Origin of the sequence: Sphingomonas crocodyli (assembly GCF_004005865.1) — a bacterium.
Taxonomy (GTDB): Bacteria; Pseudomonadota; Alphaproteobacteria; order Sphingomonadales; family Sphingomonadaceae; genus Rhizorhabdus; species Rhizorhabdus crocodyli.
The window spans coordinates 1,420,998-1,436,009 of record NZ_SACN01000001.1; the positions used below are offsets into that span (position 1 = coordinate 1,420,998).

A 15,012-nucleotide genomic window follows, 5' to 3' on the forward strand; every position below is an offset into this window, starting at 1 on the left:
TCGCCTGGCGGTGACTAAGCGTCATAGTCGAGCATAACCCCTTCGCCCAGCGGAACGGCCTGGCAGGTCAAGACATAACCCTGCGCAACCTCATCTGCGCTCAGACCATAATTGGTCTTCATTCGGACCTCGCCTGCGACCAGTTTGGCCCGGCAGGTTGCGCAGACCCCTGCTTTACAGGCGAAGGGAGCCGCGAGCCCTGCTTCGCGGGCACTTTCCAAAATGCTGCCCTTATCGGCATGGAACTCAACCAGGCGTCGACGGCCATCGATGGTGATCTGCATTCGCAGTCCTTCGGCACGTTCCGCGGCGGCGCGTTCAGCCTGCTCTTGCGCTGCATCAGGACGATCCGCGGTAAAGCGCTCGACCAAGACCTGGCCTTGCGGCACTCCGGCTTCGAGCATCGCGCTTTCAGCGGCATCCATCATAGCTGTTGGGCCGCAAATGAAGGCCACGTCGACGGCTTTGGGATCTACCAGCGACGATAATGTCTCGGCAATGCGTCGCGCGTCGAGGCGGCCATTGAACAACTCAACATCATCGGCTTCGGCCGTGAGGAAATGATAGACCTGAAGCCGGCCGAGGTAGCGATCCTTAAGTGCGGCCAACTCTTCCAGGAACATGATCGAGTTCGACGTACGGTTGCCATAGAGCAATGTGAACTGGCTCTGCGGCTCGATGGTCAGGCCCGTTTCGATGAGCGAAAGGATCGGTGTGATTCCTGAGCCTGCGGCAAAGCACAGATAGGTTCGTGCAATTGCCGGATCGAACTGCCAGGTGAAATGGCCTCTTGGCGGCATGGCTTCGAGTGTGCCGCCGGGTTTCAGAGCGTCCATTGCCCAGCTCGAGAAAGCACCGCCCGGCAAGCGCTTAATGCCGATCTTGAGGTCTCCACCTGGGGGGACGCAAATCGAATAATTGCGACGTATATCTTCCCCACCGATGTCGGCTCGCAAGGTGAGGTGCTGGCCAGGCGTGAAGTCGAACTCGCCGCGGGCGTCAGCCGCGGGCTCTAACGTCACGGAAATGGCGTCGTCGGTCTCGCGGCGAACGTCGAGGATTTTGAGCGTATGAAAGCCAGCGGACACGATATTTCCTCAGTGACATTTGAAACGGTCAAATGGTTCCAGGCACGTCTGGCAGCGCCACAGCGCCTTGCAGGGTGTGGATCCAAAGCGGCTAACTTCTTGGGTATGATGCGACCCACAACGCGGGCAGGTGACGAGATCGTCGCTGCGCAATCTATTGGCGCCACTCCCGCGCGGCGGCGGGGCAATGCCATAATCGAGCAAGCGTGCACGGCCTCGATCAGATATCCAATCGGTCGACCAAGCCGGCGCGAGAACCGTCTCAATGCCCACATATTGGAAGCCAGCCTCATCGAGCGCGCAGCGGATCGAAGCCTCGATCGCAAGCGTAGCAGGGCACCCCGTATAAGTCGGGGTCACCAGCACCGTGGGAGGCGTATCGCGTAAGCCCCTCACAATGCCTAGGTCCGTGACTGAGACCGCGGGGATCTCAGGGTCAGGCACGCTATCGAGCACCGCCATGATGCGGGCCGAGATGGTGGCGTCGATCGCCTGCATCGCTCTTACCAAACAGCGTCCGGATAGGTGCGTGGCAGATATTGCATCGTCGCCAGCAAATGACCCAGATGCTCGCTGTGATGACCGACCCGGCCGCCTTTCACACCACGAGGATATTCGGGCAGGGGGAGGGTGGCATCACGCAGAACCCGATTGATTGTAGCATCGAAGCGTTGGCGCAGGGCTGCGCGATCAACGGCGATCCCTAAATCAGCGAGCGCCTGCTCACTCGGATCCATGTCGAACATCTCGTCGACAAAGCGCCAGAACCAATCGAGCCCTTCGACCATGCGGCCGCGGCTTTCGTCGGTTCCGTCGCCCAGTCGGATTACCCAGTCAGCGGATAGCTCGGCGTGATAAGCGATCTCTTTGACGGCCTTGGCAGCGATCGCAGCAATATGCGGATCAGTCGAACTGGCGAGGCCCTCGAAAAGGGCCAACTGCGCTGTGGAGAAAAGAAACTGGCGCGCCATCGTCTGGGCAAAGTCGCCATTGGGTTGCTCGACGAGCAGGCAGTTGCGGAAAGCCAGTACGTCTCGATGGAAAGCTAACTTGTCACCGTCGCGGCCTTTGCCCTCAACCTCGCCAGCAAGGTCGAGGAAAAAAGTCGCCTGGCCGATCAAGTCGAGGCCGATATTGGCGAGACTTAGATCGACCTCCAAAATGGGGGCATGGCCGCACCATTCCGTAAGCCGTTGGCCAAGGATCAGGCTGTCGTCGCCCAGGCGCAGCAGATAATCAAACAGCGCAGGATGTGATGCGGTGGGCTCGCCAGCGGCAAAGCTACCGCCGTGCGCGGCCTTTTCGGCCGCAGCGACGGCATCCGGCTGGATCGTGGGAAGGGAGGGCGTCATCAGATGTGCGTCACGACGTCGGGGATGTCGTAGAAGGTCGGATGCCGATAGATCTTGCTTTCCGCCGGCTCGAACAGTGGACCAGCTTGAGCCGGATCCGATGCGACGATGTCGCTCGACTTCACGACCCATAGGCTCACGCCTTCCAAGCGACGTGTGTAGACGTCTCGAGCGTGGCGTACTGCCAGCACCGCATCAGGTGCATGAACTGAGCCTACATGCTTGTGGCTAAGACCGCCCTTAGAGCGAATGAATACTTCCCAGAGAGGCCAATCGTGGCTCATCGTCCTATCACCTTTTGATTTTCGTCAGGCAGCCAAGCGAGCGCGCCGCTTCGCCTCGTGCGCGTCAGCGGCTTCGCGAACCCACGCACCGTTGTCCCAGGCTTCGCGGCGCGCCTTCAGACGCTCTTTGGCCGTTGGGCCTTCGCCACGCACCACGGCGTAGAATTCTTCCCAGTCGACTTCGCCAAAGTCATATCCGCCCTTCACCTCGTTCCACGTAACGGCAGGGTCGGGAACCGTAAGGCCCAGATAGTCCGCCTGGGGCACGGTGATATCGACGAACTTTTGACGCAGATCGTCATTGCTGTCGCGCTTGATGCGCCAGCGGAAGCTCTGGGCAGAATTGGGGGAATTGGCGTCCGGCGGACCAAACATCATCAGCGACGGCCACCACCAACGGTTGAGTGCGTCTTGCGCCATCGCCTTTTGTTCAGGCGTGCCATTGGCCATAGCCATCATGATCTCGTAGCCCTGGCGCTGGTGGAAGCTCTCTTCCTTGCAGACCTTCACCATTGCGCGCGCATAGGGGCCATAAGAGGTCCGCTGCAGCGGCACTTGGTTCATGATGGCCGCGCCATCGACCAACCAACCAATCGCACCAATGTCGGCCCACGTGAGCGTCGGGTAGTTGAAGATCGTGCTGTACTTCGCTTTGCCGCTATGCAGAGCGTCGATCATGTCCTCACGGCTCGTGCCCAGGGTTTCGGCTGCGCAGTAGAGATACAGACCGTGACCGCCCTCATCCTGCACCTTGGCCAGCAACACGGCTTTGCGGCGCAGCGACGGCGCACGGGTGAGCCAATTGCCTTCCGGTAGCATGCCGACAATTTCGCTATGGGCATGCTGGGAAATCTGGCGAACGAGCGTTTTACGATAGGCGTCCGGCATCCAGTCTTTGGGTTCGATAAAATCATCGGCCGCGACGCGAGCCTCGAAGGCTGCCAGCAGCTCTGGATCTTCCTGCACCAGCGGGACGGGGGCCTTGGAATCGGCCTTCCCGAGTTCGGTCGTGTACATCCAACTCTCCTGTCGTTGCCCGCTATATAAAATAGACCGACCGTACGGTCAATTAATATCAAACACGCTCAATCGCCAGAGCGATGCCTTGGCCGACACCAATGCACATCGTGCAAATGGCTCGCGTCGCTTGGCGGCGCTGAAGCTCTTCGGTCGCTGTCAGAACAAGCCGGGCCCCTGACATGCCAAGCGGATGGCCCAACGCAATGGCGCCGCCATTGGGATTTACGTGGTCCGCATCATCGGGAAGGCCGAGTTGGCGCAGCACAGCGAGGCCTTGTGCCGCAAAAGCTTCGTTCAGCTCGATCAGGTCGAACTCGCTGATCGTAAGGCCTAGCCGCGCCATAAGGCGTTCGGATGCAGGGGCGGGGCCGATGCCCATGATCCTAGGCTCAACGCCCGCGACGGCTGTGCCGAGAACGCGCGCGCGAGGTGTCAGGCCGTGGCGGCGAACGGCCTCCTCGCTGGCAATGATGACAGCCGCCGCGCCATCATTCACCCCTGAGGCATTACCAGCCGTGATGGTGCCGTCAGCACGGACGATCGGCTTAAGCTTTGCAAGCGCATCGACATTGGTTTCGCGCGGATGCTCATCGCGTGTGATCAGCAGCGGGTCGCCCTTTTTCTGGGGCACTGGCACCGCAACAATCTCAGCATCGAAGCGTCCGCTTGCTTGTGCAGCAGCGGCGCGGCGCTGGCTCTCAACGGCAAAGCGGTCCTGATCCTCTCGGCTAATCCCGAAATCCTGAGCGACATTTTCGGCCGTTTCAGGCATTGAATCGATGCCGAACTCAGCCTTCAGCTGCTTGTTGACGAAGCGCCAGCCGATGGTGGTGTCATAGACCGCATTGGCACGCGCAAAGGCGGTCTCAGCTTTTGGCATGACGAACGGGGCTCGGCTCATGCTCTCAACGCCGCCCGCAACGATGAAATCAGCTTCGCCCGCTTTGATCGCGCGCGCGGCATAAGCAACGGCGTCCATGCCCGAGCCGCACAGGCGATTAATTGTCGTGCCGGGCGCGGTTGTCCCAAGGCCAGCGAGCAGGGCCGCCATACGGGCGACGTTGCGATTGTCCTCGCCGGCTTGGTTTGCGCACCCCATCAAGATGTCATCGAGTGCGCTCCAGTCGATGCCGCTATTGCGTTCGCGAAGCGCGCGCAGCGGGATGGCAGCGAGATCATCGGCTCGGATGCCCGCAATGGACCCAGCGTAACGGCCGATGGGAGTGCGGATCGCATCACAGATAAAGGCTTCGGCCACAGGGCTACTCCTCAAGAGGGAGGATTGCTCCGCCGATCGTGCGGGACAGTCCTTGGAAATATGCAATGGGTCGACCGGCCTTCGTGCGGACGTCGACCCGGTAGGAGCCCGAGCGGCCGATAACGGCGTCCTCATAGGCTTCAGCAATCAACACATCGCCTTCATGGGCTGGTGCTAGAAAATGGATGGAGGCTTGCTGCGCGACGGTGATCTGGTTGCGGCTATTGCAGGCATAAGCGAACGCGGTGTCTGCCAGCGCGAAGATCATGCCGCCATGTGCCGTTCGGTGGCCATTGAGCATGTCGGCGCGAAGCACCATGCGCACCCGCGCATAGCCGACTTTTGCCGTCTCGATCACAAGGCCCCAGTTGGACGCTGTGCCTTCGCGCTCTAGCATCGCGTCGGCGACATTGCGGGCTAGATGGTCGGCGTCTTGGATGGGCGAACTCATCGAGGATCGAAAAACGGTGAGGGCTCGTACATCGAGTCTTTTTCCGCGTGGGCGATGTTGCTCAGAGCGGTTCGAACTCGGTCATGGCCAATGCGTCGGGCCCATCCCAACGGGCCCTCGGGATGATTAGCGCCATGTAGCATGGCCTCGTCGATGCCATTGGCATCTGCCACCTCGTCTATCTCGGCATCCGCAGCAGCGTTAGCGAGCTGGGCCAAGGTGCGCAGCACGACCTGGCCGGCACGATCAGGTACGATCACAACCCTGCGACCGATCGCTTGGAGGAGCCCTGTCGCCGCCATCGCATGGGTTGGGGATCGCGCGCTAATTACGCATGTGGTGGCAGTGGCAAAGTCCCGCACATGATCGATAAGAATATCAACGCCAGGCCTTTGGTCGAACCGTCGCCCATCGCCCAGCGCCATGACGCTATCCCCGATACGGATCATGTCGGGTTCGAGCGTTGGGTCATTGACGACGGCAATCTTGGCGGCACGTGCTTCAGCGCCAAGGGGAGCGAGAAGGTCTAGGACGCAAAGCGCGATTTCTACTGGTGCTAAGGCTGGCTCGGCAAAATCAGCTACAGGCAGCTTTTTCCCGTGATCATAGACGCCAAGGCCTGATTTGCAGCCAAGGCGCCCCGCCTCAACCAAGGCGCGCTGAGCTTTTTGTGGGCGAAATCGGGTCCGGCCAGCATAAGCGTCATGGACCGAGCATGCGACGGTGAAGTTGACGTCGTGGCCGATCATATCCGCCAGCCCTAATGGCCCCATACGAAAGCCGCCGGCACCGGTCATGGCTGCGTCGACTGTCGCCGGTGCAATTCCGTCATCCACGGCCGCAAAGCCCTCGCCATAATATGGGCGAGCCACACGGTTGACGATGAAGCCCGGCACGTCGCGGACAACCACCGGATGCTTGCCCCAAGCGAGCATGAGATTGACCATCGCAGCAATGACAGTTTGGCTAGTTTTGGGGCCTGCAATTACCTCGACGAGCTTCATTGCCGGCACTGGATTGAAGAAATGAAGGCCTAAGAAGCGATCTGGTGTGGCGAGGGCTTGAGCCAGTTCGCCGATCCCCAACGACGAGGTGTTGCTTGCGATAGGCATGTTGCACAATGCGACGCGCGCGATCGTGCCGATGAGATGCTGTTTGGCGTCGAGCTTTTCGACGATAGCTTCGATCACCAGCGATTTGCGAGCGACCTGCGTAAGCTCCGTTGACCATGTGATCCGCGCTTCAATCTCGTCGCGTGCGGCAGGCTCCAGTCGGCGCTTAGCAACCGCTGTGTCGAGAGCGGCCTTCACGGACGCCCGACCTCGGCTGAGTGCTGCGGGATCCTGATCCACGACGGTGACAGGATGGCCAACCGTTGCTGCCACTTGGGCTATTCCTGCCCCCATAGTGCCAGCGCCGACGACCGCGATCGGATGGGTGGTGCGAATCTCCATGAGCGCTCGACTAACCCGAAAATATCGGGTTGCCAATAATTGTCTGACCGGGCAGTCTATTAATAAATACAGCCTGGAAATGAGGGATTGGGATGTTCGAAACGATCAAGCTGGATGTCGCTGATGGTGTTGCGCGTCTGACCCTCAACCGTCCTGATCGGCTCAACAGCTTTACCGTTGCCATGCACGCCGAGGTCGCGCGTGCGATCGATCGCATTGATGATGATCATAATGTGCGCACGCTCGTGCTCACCGGTGCTGGGCGAGGCTTTTGCGCGGGCCAGGACCTTGGCGACCGGGCGGTGGCGCCTGGAGGTGAGCCCGTGGATCTGGGGGAGTCGGTGGAGCTCTATTATGCGCCGCTCATCCGCCGCCTGACCCGGCTGCGTATGCCTGTCATCGCCGCGGTAAATGGGGTGGCGGCAGGTGCTGGCGCAAATATCGCGCTTGCCTGTGACATCGTGATCGCGGCGCGCAGCGCCAAGTTCATCCAGTCTTTTGCCAATATCGGGCTGATCCCAGATTCCGGAGGCACCTGGATTTTGCCCCGGCTGGTCGGGCAGGCGCGCGCGCTTGGGCTGGCGCTGACGGGAGAGCCTTTGTCGGCTGAGAAGGCTCAAGAATGGGGCTTGATCTGGCGCTGTGTCGACGATGAGGCCTTGGACGCCGAAGTGGCCGGTCTGGCAACGCGATTTGCCAAGGGGCCAACCCGAGGGCTCGCGCGCACCAAATCGCTGATCCGATCCTCTTGGCTCCATTCGCTCGATGCCGAACTCGACCTCGAGCGTGATGTGATGCGCGAACTGGGGTTCAGCCACGATTATCAGGAAGGTGTCGCTGCCTTCACCGCCAAGCGCCCGCCGAACTTCACCGGCCGCTGACACATCTCGATTCAAAAAGGACTGCGCGATGACGACGCTTCTCAATTATGCGGCGGATACCTGGACTGAGGCTACAGGCGACCTGACGGACGTTCGTTCCGCGATAACCGGCGAGGTCGTTGCCCGTTTGGGAAGCAAGGGCATCGACTTCAAGGCGATGCTCGACCATGCCCGCAACGTCGGTGGACCGGCACTGCGCGCTATGACTTTTCATGCGCGTGCTCGGATGATCAAGGCGCTCGCGACCGCGATCATGGCGCGCAAAGACGAACTCTACGCTTTGTCCTGGGCAACGGGCGCCACACAGGGTGATAGCTGGATCGATATTGAGGGCGGTGCTGGCACCCTGTTCACAACTGCCTCTAAAGGGCGACGCGAACTCCCCGATGATGTCATTCTTATCGATGGTGCGCATGAGCCGATCGGCAAGCGCGGCACCTTTATCGGTCAGCACGTCTATACGTCGCTGCACGGCGCTGCGATCCATATCAACGCCTTCAACTTCCCTGTCTGGGGCATGCTGGAAAAGCTTGGGCCTACGCTCCTGGCGGGTGTGCCGGCGATCATCAAACCGGCGGGTTCGACGGGCTACGTCGCTGAAGCCGCATTCCGCATCATGATCGAGGCGGGGGTTCTTCCGGCAGGAGCGATCCAGCTCTTGCTTGAACCTACCGCCGACATGTTCGATCATCTTGGTTGTCAGGATGTCGTATCGTTCACTGGATCGGCGGCGACTGCCATCAAGCTTCAATCGCATCCCGTGATCCAACGCGAGTCCGTGCGTTTCGTGGCGGAACGGGATTCGCTCAACGCTTCCATCCTTGGCCCCGATGCGACCCCTGACAGCCCCGAGTTCGACCTGTTTGTCAAAGAGGTCGCACGCGAAATGACGGTCAAAGCTGGACAGAAATGTACGGCCATTCGCCGTGCCTTTGTGCCGGCCAAGCTACTCAATGCCGTGCAGGCCGCGCTGATCGTCCGGCTCTCGAAGGTGGTTGTCGGCAATCCTCAGGTTGAGGGCGTCTCAATGGGGGCATTGGTCAGCCAGCAGCAGCGCGACGATGTGCGTGAAAAGGCGCGGCTCGTATCGCGTCAGGCAGCGCTCGTTTTTGGCGATATCGACCATGTGGCGCTGACCGGGGCAAAGGCGGCCGATGGTGCGTTCATGTCGCCGCTTTTGTTTCGCACCGATGATCCTTGGGGCAGCGATCTCGTCCATGATGTCGAAGCTTTCGGCCCGGTGTCGACGCTTATGCCATATCGCGACCTCGATGACGCGATCGCGCTCGCTAATCGCGGTAAGGGCAGCTTGGCGCTGTCAGTCTTCACCTATGACCCTCAGGTTGCTCGTGATTTCGTTCTTGGCGCCGCCGCCTTCCACGGCCGCATCGTCTTTATCGATCGCGATAGCGCTAAGGAATCGACCGGGCACGGCTCGCCGCTTCCCATGCTGATCCACGGAGGCCCCGGACGGGCCGGTGGCGGTGAAGAGATGGGCGGTGTGCGCGGCGTCAAACATTATATGCAGCGCTCCGCATTGCAGGGTAATCCTCGCCTGCTGTCGGGGGTTGTGAGCCAGTGGCTGCCAGGTTCGCCGCAGTCGGAGGGAGATGTTCACCCCTTCCGCCAACGCTTTGGTGAATTGGCGATCGGCTATACGCTCAACACCGCCTCGCGCACGGTGACGCTCGAAGATATTGAGCATTTCGCTGAGTTCACGGGTGATACCTTCTACGCGCATATGGATGAGGAGGCTGCTGCTGCTAACCCCTTCTTCCCCGGCCGCGTCGCGCACGGCTATTTGCTGCTCTCTTTTGCGGCCGGGCTGTTTGTCGATCCGGCACCTGGTCCCGTTCTGGCCAATTACGGGCTGGAGGGTCTGCGTTTCGTTAGGCCCGTGTCTCCTGGCGAAGCGATCAAGGTGTCGCTCACGGTCAAATCGAAAGCACAGCGCAATGACGAATATGGTGAGGTCCGCTGGGCCGTCGCAATCACCGATGCGGCTGATGAGCTGTGTGCAACCTACGATCTGCTTACGATGAACGCGATGTGAGGACCTATCTCGGCGCCGGACGTGACGGATCGGCGCCGAGCCTCTAAAGCTTGCGTGATCGAAGGATTGCACAGGAGTGATAGAGGCGCATGGCACGGACGCAGGCGGCCGATTATGGCGAACGCCGCGAAGCAATGCTGGACCAGGCAGCGGCCTTATTCGCTCGAGCTGGCTTCCAAGGCGCCTCGATGATCGAGCTTGCTGGCGCTTGCAAAGTGTCCAAGTCGCTCCTCTACCATTATTTCCCATCGAAAGAGGATTTGCTCTACGAGGTGATGACGTCGCACCTCGACCAGCTTGTCGAGGATGTTGACGCGGTAACCAGCAGCAATGTCAGCAATGGCGAGAAGGTCTCTCAACTCGCGCACGCTTTCATGCGCCATTATATCGGCGCGGTTGATCGCCAGAAGGTGCTCTTGAATGAGCTGATCAATCTGCCGGAACCGCGGCGCGGTGCCATCATCCGCAAACAGCGGTTGATCATCGACACAGTGCAGGATTTGCTCTCGGGCCTCCCAACAGCGCCAAAAGACAAGGCGCGTTTGCGGGCGCTGACCATGCTCTTTTTTGGCATGATCAACTGGACGCATACCTGGTTTGACCCGATGGGCGCTGTTTCTCCTGACGATCTTGCCGATATGGTCGCAGCACTCATCATGCCCGAAAAGGGGCTCTAACTCTCCTGTTGGAGGTTTGGATGGCCGCAATAGCGATCTGGCTGCCATTATTTGACCGTCCATACGGACTATTTTAATATCATGCGAGGCCAGTAAGAGCCTTTCACGGGAGCGATGCTGCATGTTTGAGGTGGAAGCACTGCCGCACCGAAATCGGTTGCATGTGACGTTGAGAGGCTTTGCTAGTCTAGCTGACGTTGAGAAATTTGCCGAGGATTTGGAGCGAGCACGCAAAAGGCTGCCCGCCAATGGCGGTGCACATCAGCTCCTTTACGATGTTTCGCCAGCGCAGATTCAGAGCCAGGACGTCGTGCTGGCTCTGCGCCAGCTTGTATTGCAAAGCCCGCGTAAGTCGGCGTTCGCTTTGGTGAATGCTAGCGCACTGGCTGGTCGGCAATTGCGTAGAATTTTCGACGGGATCGAGCTTAAAATCTTTGATGATCTGGGCGCTGCAAACGCCTGGCTCGACGATATCCTTCTTGGATCCCAGTCCGACGTTTTGAGCCGGCGATGACCAGCCCGCGCTCGACGCGCTCGAGATTGCCTGATGAGATGTCTCGACCGAATGTCATTATGATGGGCTCGCATCCCCAAGCGTCAAACCGGGATCGACGTCGAATATTTGACCCGAGCCAGGGCAAAGTTTGAGGCAGACGTACCGACACTTGGGTGCCCGAGGAGGTCGCGCATGAGGAATGTCTCATATTCGCGAACGTCGCCGGCAACGACCCTAAGAAGATAATCCCATTCACCAGACATTGAGAGGCACTCGAGCACCTGATCCTGGGTTTGGATGAATGTCTCAAATCGAGCGCGTACCTCAGGTTCGTGGGATTTCAGTCGGACCTGGCAGACAACGTCGAGGCCTCGGCCCACTTTGTAAGGGTCAACCAAGCGGACATGCTCGAGCAGGACATCAGCCGCTTCAAGAGCCTTGATGCGCCGCCAGCAGGAGGCGGGCGATGCCGCAACCTCAAGGGCCAAATCAGCCTGACTGATATCGCCTCGACGCTGCAGCACGCGGAGGATTCGACGGTCCAGTGGATCGAGTGTGGCAGCGTGAAATAAATTATTCTCCATGTCGCTCTCCGAGAATGGATCGTATCGATATCGGTTCAATTATCACTCATATTGAAAAGCGCGAACCACTTTCGTGAGCTACAAATGTCACCGAAGAAAGGTGGCGCAATCATGCTCAACGATGCCGTTTTGGACCGCGGGTCCTCCAGCCTATTTGAGGCGCTCGCGCCGCAGCCTGCCGACGCGCTTCTCGCGCTGATCGGGGCATTCCGAAACGATCCCAGGACCGGCAAAATCGACGTCGGTGTTGGGGTTTATCGCGACCTTGAAGGGCGCACGCCGGTGATGCGTGCCGTCAAGGAGGCTGAGCGGCGTTTGCTCGAGGAGCAAGAGAGCAAGGGTTATCTTGGGCCTGAGGGCGATGCGGGTTTCTTTGAGGCTCTCAAGCCGATCATCTTTGGCGCCACCGACCATGCTGATCGTCTCACTGGCCTTCAAACGCCAGGTGGTACGGGCGCACTGCGCCTAGCTGCCGAGCTTATTGCGCGGCTCAATCCGCAAGCACGTATCCTTCTGGGCGAACCAACCTGGCCGAACCATCATCCCATCCTGAAGGCAGCCGGACTTGAGCTGGCGCCTTATGAGCATTTCGATGTCCCCAGCCAGCGACTAAACTTCGCTCAGGCGTTGGAGACGTTCAATCAGGCGAAGCGGGGCGATGTCGCCTTGCTTCATGGTTGCTGCCACAATCCGGTGGGCGCGGATTTTGATGCTGCCCAATGGCAGGCCCTAGCGGTCGTCATGCGCGACCGCGGTATCCTGCCTCTGATTGATCTGGCCTATCAGGGCTTGGGGCGTGGGCTTGATGAGGATGCTCAGGGCGTCCGGATCGTTCTGGATGTCGTGGGTGAAGGCCTGTTGGCTTATTCCTGTGACAAGAATTTCGGGCTCTATCGCGAACGGGTTGGTGCTCTCTACGCCCTGTCGCGAACCGCGGACACGGCTGCGATTGTTCAATCCAACCTGCTGTCACTCGCGCGGGCCAATTGGTCGATGCCACCCGATCATGGGGCGGCGGTTGTACGCGTCATTCTTACAGATCCAGCGCTGACCGAAGATTGGAAGGCGGAACTGACAGAGATGCGTGAGCGCATTCGCAGCGTTCGTGACCTTCTCGCCGCGGCTGACCCCGCGCTGGCCCCGCTCAAGGGCCAGCAGGGAATGTTTTCAACCCTGCCGCTAACCCCGCAGCAGGTCGCTCGCCTTCGTGAAGAGCGCGGCATCTACATGCCTCCTTCGGGCCGCATCAACATTGCCGGCCTTACACCCGACGCTGTTCCCGCCTTTGTCGACGCCCTTGCGTCGCTGCGCTGATCTCAGGAAATAAAATGCCAGCTTCTGCTCTCAAGGCTGACCGCCGCAACGCGCCCGACGATAATGTCGATTGGAAGCGTGTAGCCTATCTCGTCCATCTGTCGCGGGCGCTCGACGAAATGGAGGAAACGCGCCTCGTCCCTGAAAAAGAGGTGCTCTACCAGTTCTCGGCACGCGGCCATGACATGGGGCAGATCCTGCTCGGTTGTCGTCTCGATAATCCCCAGGATGCGAGCTGTGGTTATTATCGGTCGCGCCCCCTTTTGCTCGCGCTGGGCGTGAATGTGGCCGATGCGCTCGGTTCAGCGATGGGGCGTGCTGGTGGCTATTCAGATGGCCGCGACATCGGTGTCGTTTTCAACTTCCCTAATCCAACCGGCGCATCGGCGCTTCCGATGTGTGGTGGCGTGGGGGCGCAATATACGCCGACGGCCGGCTGGGCGCAGGCGATCGAATATTATCGCACCGTCGTGAAAGATCCTGCTTACGACCAGGCGCTTGCTGTCGTTTTGGGCGGTGACGGATCGGTTGCATCTAACGGCTTTTGGGCCGCGCTGACGATCGCGACCACTCAGAAGCTGCCGATGCTATTTTACATCGAGGATAATGGCTTTGGCATTTCGGTGCCGTCGACCTTCCAGACCCCTGGCGGCAATATTGCGGCCAATCTGGCGAGTTGGAAGGGCCTTGAGATCTTCTCAGGCGATGGCACCGATCCAGCAGAGGCCGCGCGTCTTGTCGACGAGGCAACGACCTACGTCCGAGAGCAGCGCGCACCTGCGATGCTGCGCCTGACTGTGCCGCGTCTGCAGGGCCACAGTTTCCAAGATACTCAGACCTATAAATCGCCAGAATTTGTCGAGTCTGAATGGGCACGCGACCCGCTGCCCAAGCTCAAATCTTATCTCGTCCCGGCCGTGCTGAGCGAGGCCGAATGGGATGGTCTCCAGGCCGATGCCAAGGAGACCGCCGAAGCCGCCTGTGTTGAAGCTAAGGCACGTCCTATCTCGCAGCCAGAAAGCGTTCTCAAGAACGTCTTTTTCGAAGGTGAGATGCAGGCCGAAGGCGGAATGGCGCTGCATGGCTATGTCGCACCTGTGGCGACCGAGGAGCCCAAACCCGAAGGGCAGCGGATCAATATGGTGACGGCGATCCGTCGCACGCTCGATCATGAGCTGACCATCAACGAGAAGGTCGTTTTGTTCGGTGAGGATATCGGGCCCAAGGGCGGTGTTCACGCCGTAACCCTTGGCCTGCAGGAAAAGTTTGGGACGAGCCGCGTCTTCGACACCTCGTTGTCGGAAGAGGGGATTATCGGTCGTGCTGTCGGCATGGCGATGGCGGGGTTGATGCCTGTGCCGGAAATCCAGTTCCGCAAATATGCCGAGCCTGCCACCGAGCAGATCAACGATTGCGGCACGATGCGGTGGCGCACGAATAATCGCTTTGCAGCCCCAATGGTCGTCCGCATCCCCGGCGGCTTCTTCAAGTGCGGTGATCCTTGGCACAGCCAGACCAACGAGGTCGCGTTCGTGCATAATCCCGGCTGGAAGGTGGCTGTGCCGTCCAACGCTGAGGATGCGGTTGGTCTGCTTCGCGCCTCGATGCGTGGCAATGACCCCGTCATTTTCTTCGAACATCGCAACCTGCTCGACCTGGCTTGGGCGCGCCGTCCCTATCCCGGTGACGATTTCGTGCTGCCTTTTGGCAAGGCCAAGTTCACCAAGCGCGGCAATGACATCACCATTGTCACGTGGGGCGCGATGGTGCCTCGCTGCGAGGATGCCGCTGAGCATATTTCGGCCGATGTCATTGACCTGCGCACCTTGATGCCGTGGGACCGTGAAGCCGTGCTCGAGTCCGTTCGGCGGACCCGGCGCTGCCTCATCGTTCACGAGGATCTCCAGACGGCGGGTTTTGGCGCTGAGATTGCGGCCGTGGTTGCGGATGAGGCCTTCATGGACCTCGATGCGCCGGTGGCGCGCGTGACCATGCCCGATATTCCCAGCCCGCATAATCCGCTGCTGCTCGATTGGGCAGTGCCATCGGTCGAGCGCATTCGCGCCAAGATCGACGAACTGATCGCGTTCTGAGGCGGGG

At 59.9% G+C, this 15,012-nt stretch carries 15 protein-coding genes; 6 read left to right on the forward strand and 9 right to left on the reverse strand.

Annotated features, from left to right (window positions below; genetic code table 11):
- Positions 1-14 precede the first annotated feature (14 nt).
- From EOD43_RS06665 to EOD43_RS06700, 8 genes are read right to left on the reverse strand one after another with little or no spacing between them, the layout of a single operon-like run.
- Positions 15-1,088 carry a 2Fe-2S iron-sulfur cluster-binding protein gene (locus tag EOD43_RS06665; RefSeq protein WP_127742260.1) on the reverse strand — a complete coding sequence of 358 codons (1,074 nt, stop codon included), beginning with the start codon at positions 1,086-1,088 and terminating at the stop codon, positions 15-17.
- 9 nt (positions 1,089-1,097) lie between these two features.
- On the reverse strand, positions 1,098-1,586 hold the full coding sequence (gene paaD, locus EOD43_RS06670) for a 1,2-phenylacetyl-CoA epoxidase subunit PaaD (protein ID WP_127742262.1): 489 nt from the start codon (positions 1,584-1,586) through the stop codon (positions 1,098-1,100).
- Between the two features lie 5 nt (positions 1,587-1,591).
- Positions 1,592-2,440 carry a 1,2-phenylacetyl-CoA epoxidase subunit PaaC gene (paaC, locus tag EOD43_RS06675; RefSeq protein ID WP_127742264.1) on the reverse strand — a complete coding sequence of 283 codons (849 nt, stop codon included), beginning with the start codon at positions 2,438-2,440 and terminating at the stop codon, positions 1,592-1,594.
- A complete protein-coding gene (gene paaB, locus EOD43_RS06680) occupies positions 2,440-2,724 on the reverse strand; it encodes a 1,2-phenylacetyl-CoA epoxidase subunit PaaB (protein WP_127742267.1) in 285 nt (94 codons plus the stop codon). The genes paaC and paaB overlap by 1 nt, the downstream gene beginning before the upstream one ends.
- Positions 2,725-2,748: 24 nt before the next feature.
- The gene (paaA, locus tag EOD43_RS06685) at positions 2,749-3,741 is read right to left on the reverse strand and encodes a 1,2-phenylacetyl-CoA epoxidase subunit PaaA (protein ID WP_127742269.1); all 993 of its coding nucleotides are present in this window, start codon (positions 3,739-3,741) and stop codon (positions 2,749-2,751) included.
- Positions 3,742-3,799: 58 nt separating this feature from the next.
- A complete protein-coding gene (pcaF, locus tag EOD43_RS06690; protein ID WP_127742271.1) occupies positions 3,800-5,002 on the reverse strand; it encodes a 3-oxoadipyl-CoA thiolase in 1,203 nt (400 codons plus the stop codon).
- 4 nt (positions 5,003-5,006) lie between these two features.
- Positions 5,007-5,453, reverse strand: a complete 447-nt coding sequence (gene paaI, locus EOD43_RS06695; protein ID WP_127742273.1) for a hydroxyphenylacetyl-CoA thioesterase PaaI — start codon at positions 5,451-5,453, stop codon at positions 5,007-5,009.
- Positions 5,450-6,907: a 3-hydroxyacyl-CoA dehydrogenase NAD-binding domain-containing protein gene (locus tag EOD43_RS06700; RefSeq protein WP_127742275.1), complete on the reverse strand. Its 1,458-nt coding sequence runs from the start codon at positions 6,905-6,907 to the stop codon at positions 5,450-5,452. Before EOD43_RS06700 ends, paaI begins: the two co-directional genes overlap by 4 nt.
- 92 nt (positions 6,908-6,999) lie before the next feature.
- Here EOD43_RS06700 and paaG point away from each other — a divergent pair, with 92 nt between their 5' ends.
- The 4 genes from paaG (at position 7,000) to EOD43_RS06720 (ending at position 11,032) form a co-directional block, all read left to right on the forward strand.
- Entirely contained in the window at positions 7,000-7,788 is a 789-nt protein-coding gene (gene paaG / locus EOD43_RS06705; RefSeq protein WP_127742277.1) for a 2-(1,2-epoxy-1,2-dihydrophenyl)acetyl-CoA isomerase PaaG, read from the forward strand.
- Positions 7,789-7,816: 28 nt separating this feature from the next.
- The gene (gene paaZ, locus EOD43_RS06710) at positions 7,817-9,841 is read left to right on the forward strand and encodes a phenylacetic acid degradation bifunctional protein PaaZ (RefSeq protein WP_127742279.1); all 2,025 of its coding nucleotides are present in this window, start codon (positions 7,817-7,819) and stop codon (positions 9,839-9,841) included.
- Between the two features lie 89 nt (positions 9,842-9,930).
- Positions 9,931-10,518: a TetR/AcrR family transcriptional regulator gene (locus EOD43_RS06715; protein ID WP_127742281.1), complete on the forward strand. Its 588-nt coding sequence runs from the start codon at positions 9,931-9,933 to the stop codon at positions 10,516-10,518.
- A 121-nt stretch (positions 10,519-10,639) separates the two neighbouring features.
- Positions 10,640-11,032 (forward strand): hypothetical protein, encoded by a 393-nt coding sequence (locus tag EOD43_RS06720; RefSeq protein WP_127742283.1) that lies wholly within the window; start codon positions 10,640-10,642, stop codon positions 11,030-11,032.
- Between the two features lie 83 nt (positions 11,033-11,115).
- Here EOD43_RS06720 and EOD43_RS06725 read toward each other — a convergent pair whose 3' ends face one another.
- Entirely contained in the window at positions 11,116-11,598 is a 483-nt protein-coding gene (locus EOD43_RS06725; protein ID WP_127742285.1) for an Lrp/AsnC family transcriptional regulator, read from the reverse strand.
- 111 nt (positions 11,599-11,709) lie between these two features.
- On the opposite strand from EOD43_RS06725, the gene EOD43_RS06730 reads away from it, so the two are divergent.
- On the forward strand, positions 11,710-12,912 hold the full coding sequence (locus EOD43_RS06730) for an amino acid aminotransferase (RefSeq protein ID WP_127742287.1): 1,203 nt from the start codon (positions 11,710-11,712) through the stop codon (positions 12,910-12,912).
- A gap of 119 nt (positions 12,913-13,031) precedes the next feature.
- Positions 13,032-15,005, forward strand: coding sequence for an alpha-ketoacid dehydrogenase subunit alpha/beta (locus EOD43_RS06735; protein ID WP_240653108.1), 1,974 nt, complete (start codon positions 13,032-13,034; stop codon positions 15,003-15,005).
- Positions 15,006-15,012 lie beyond the last annotated feature (7 nt).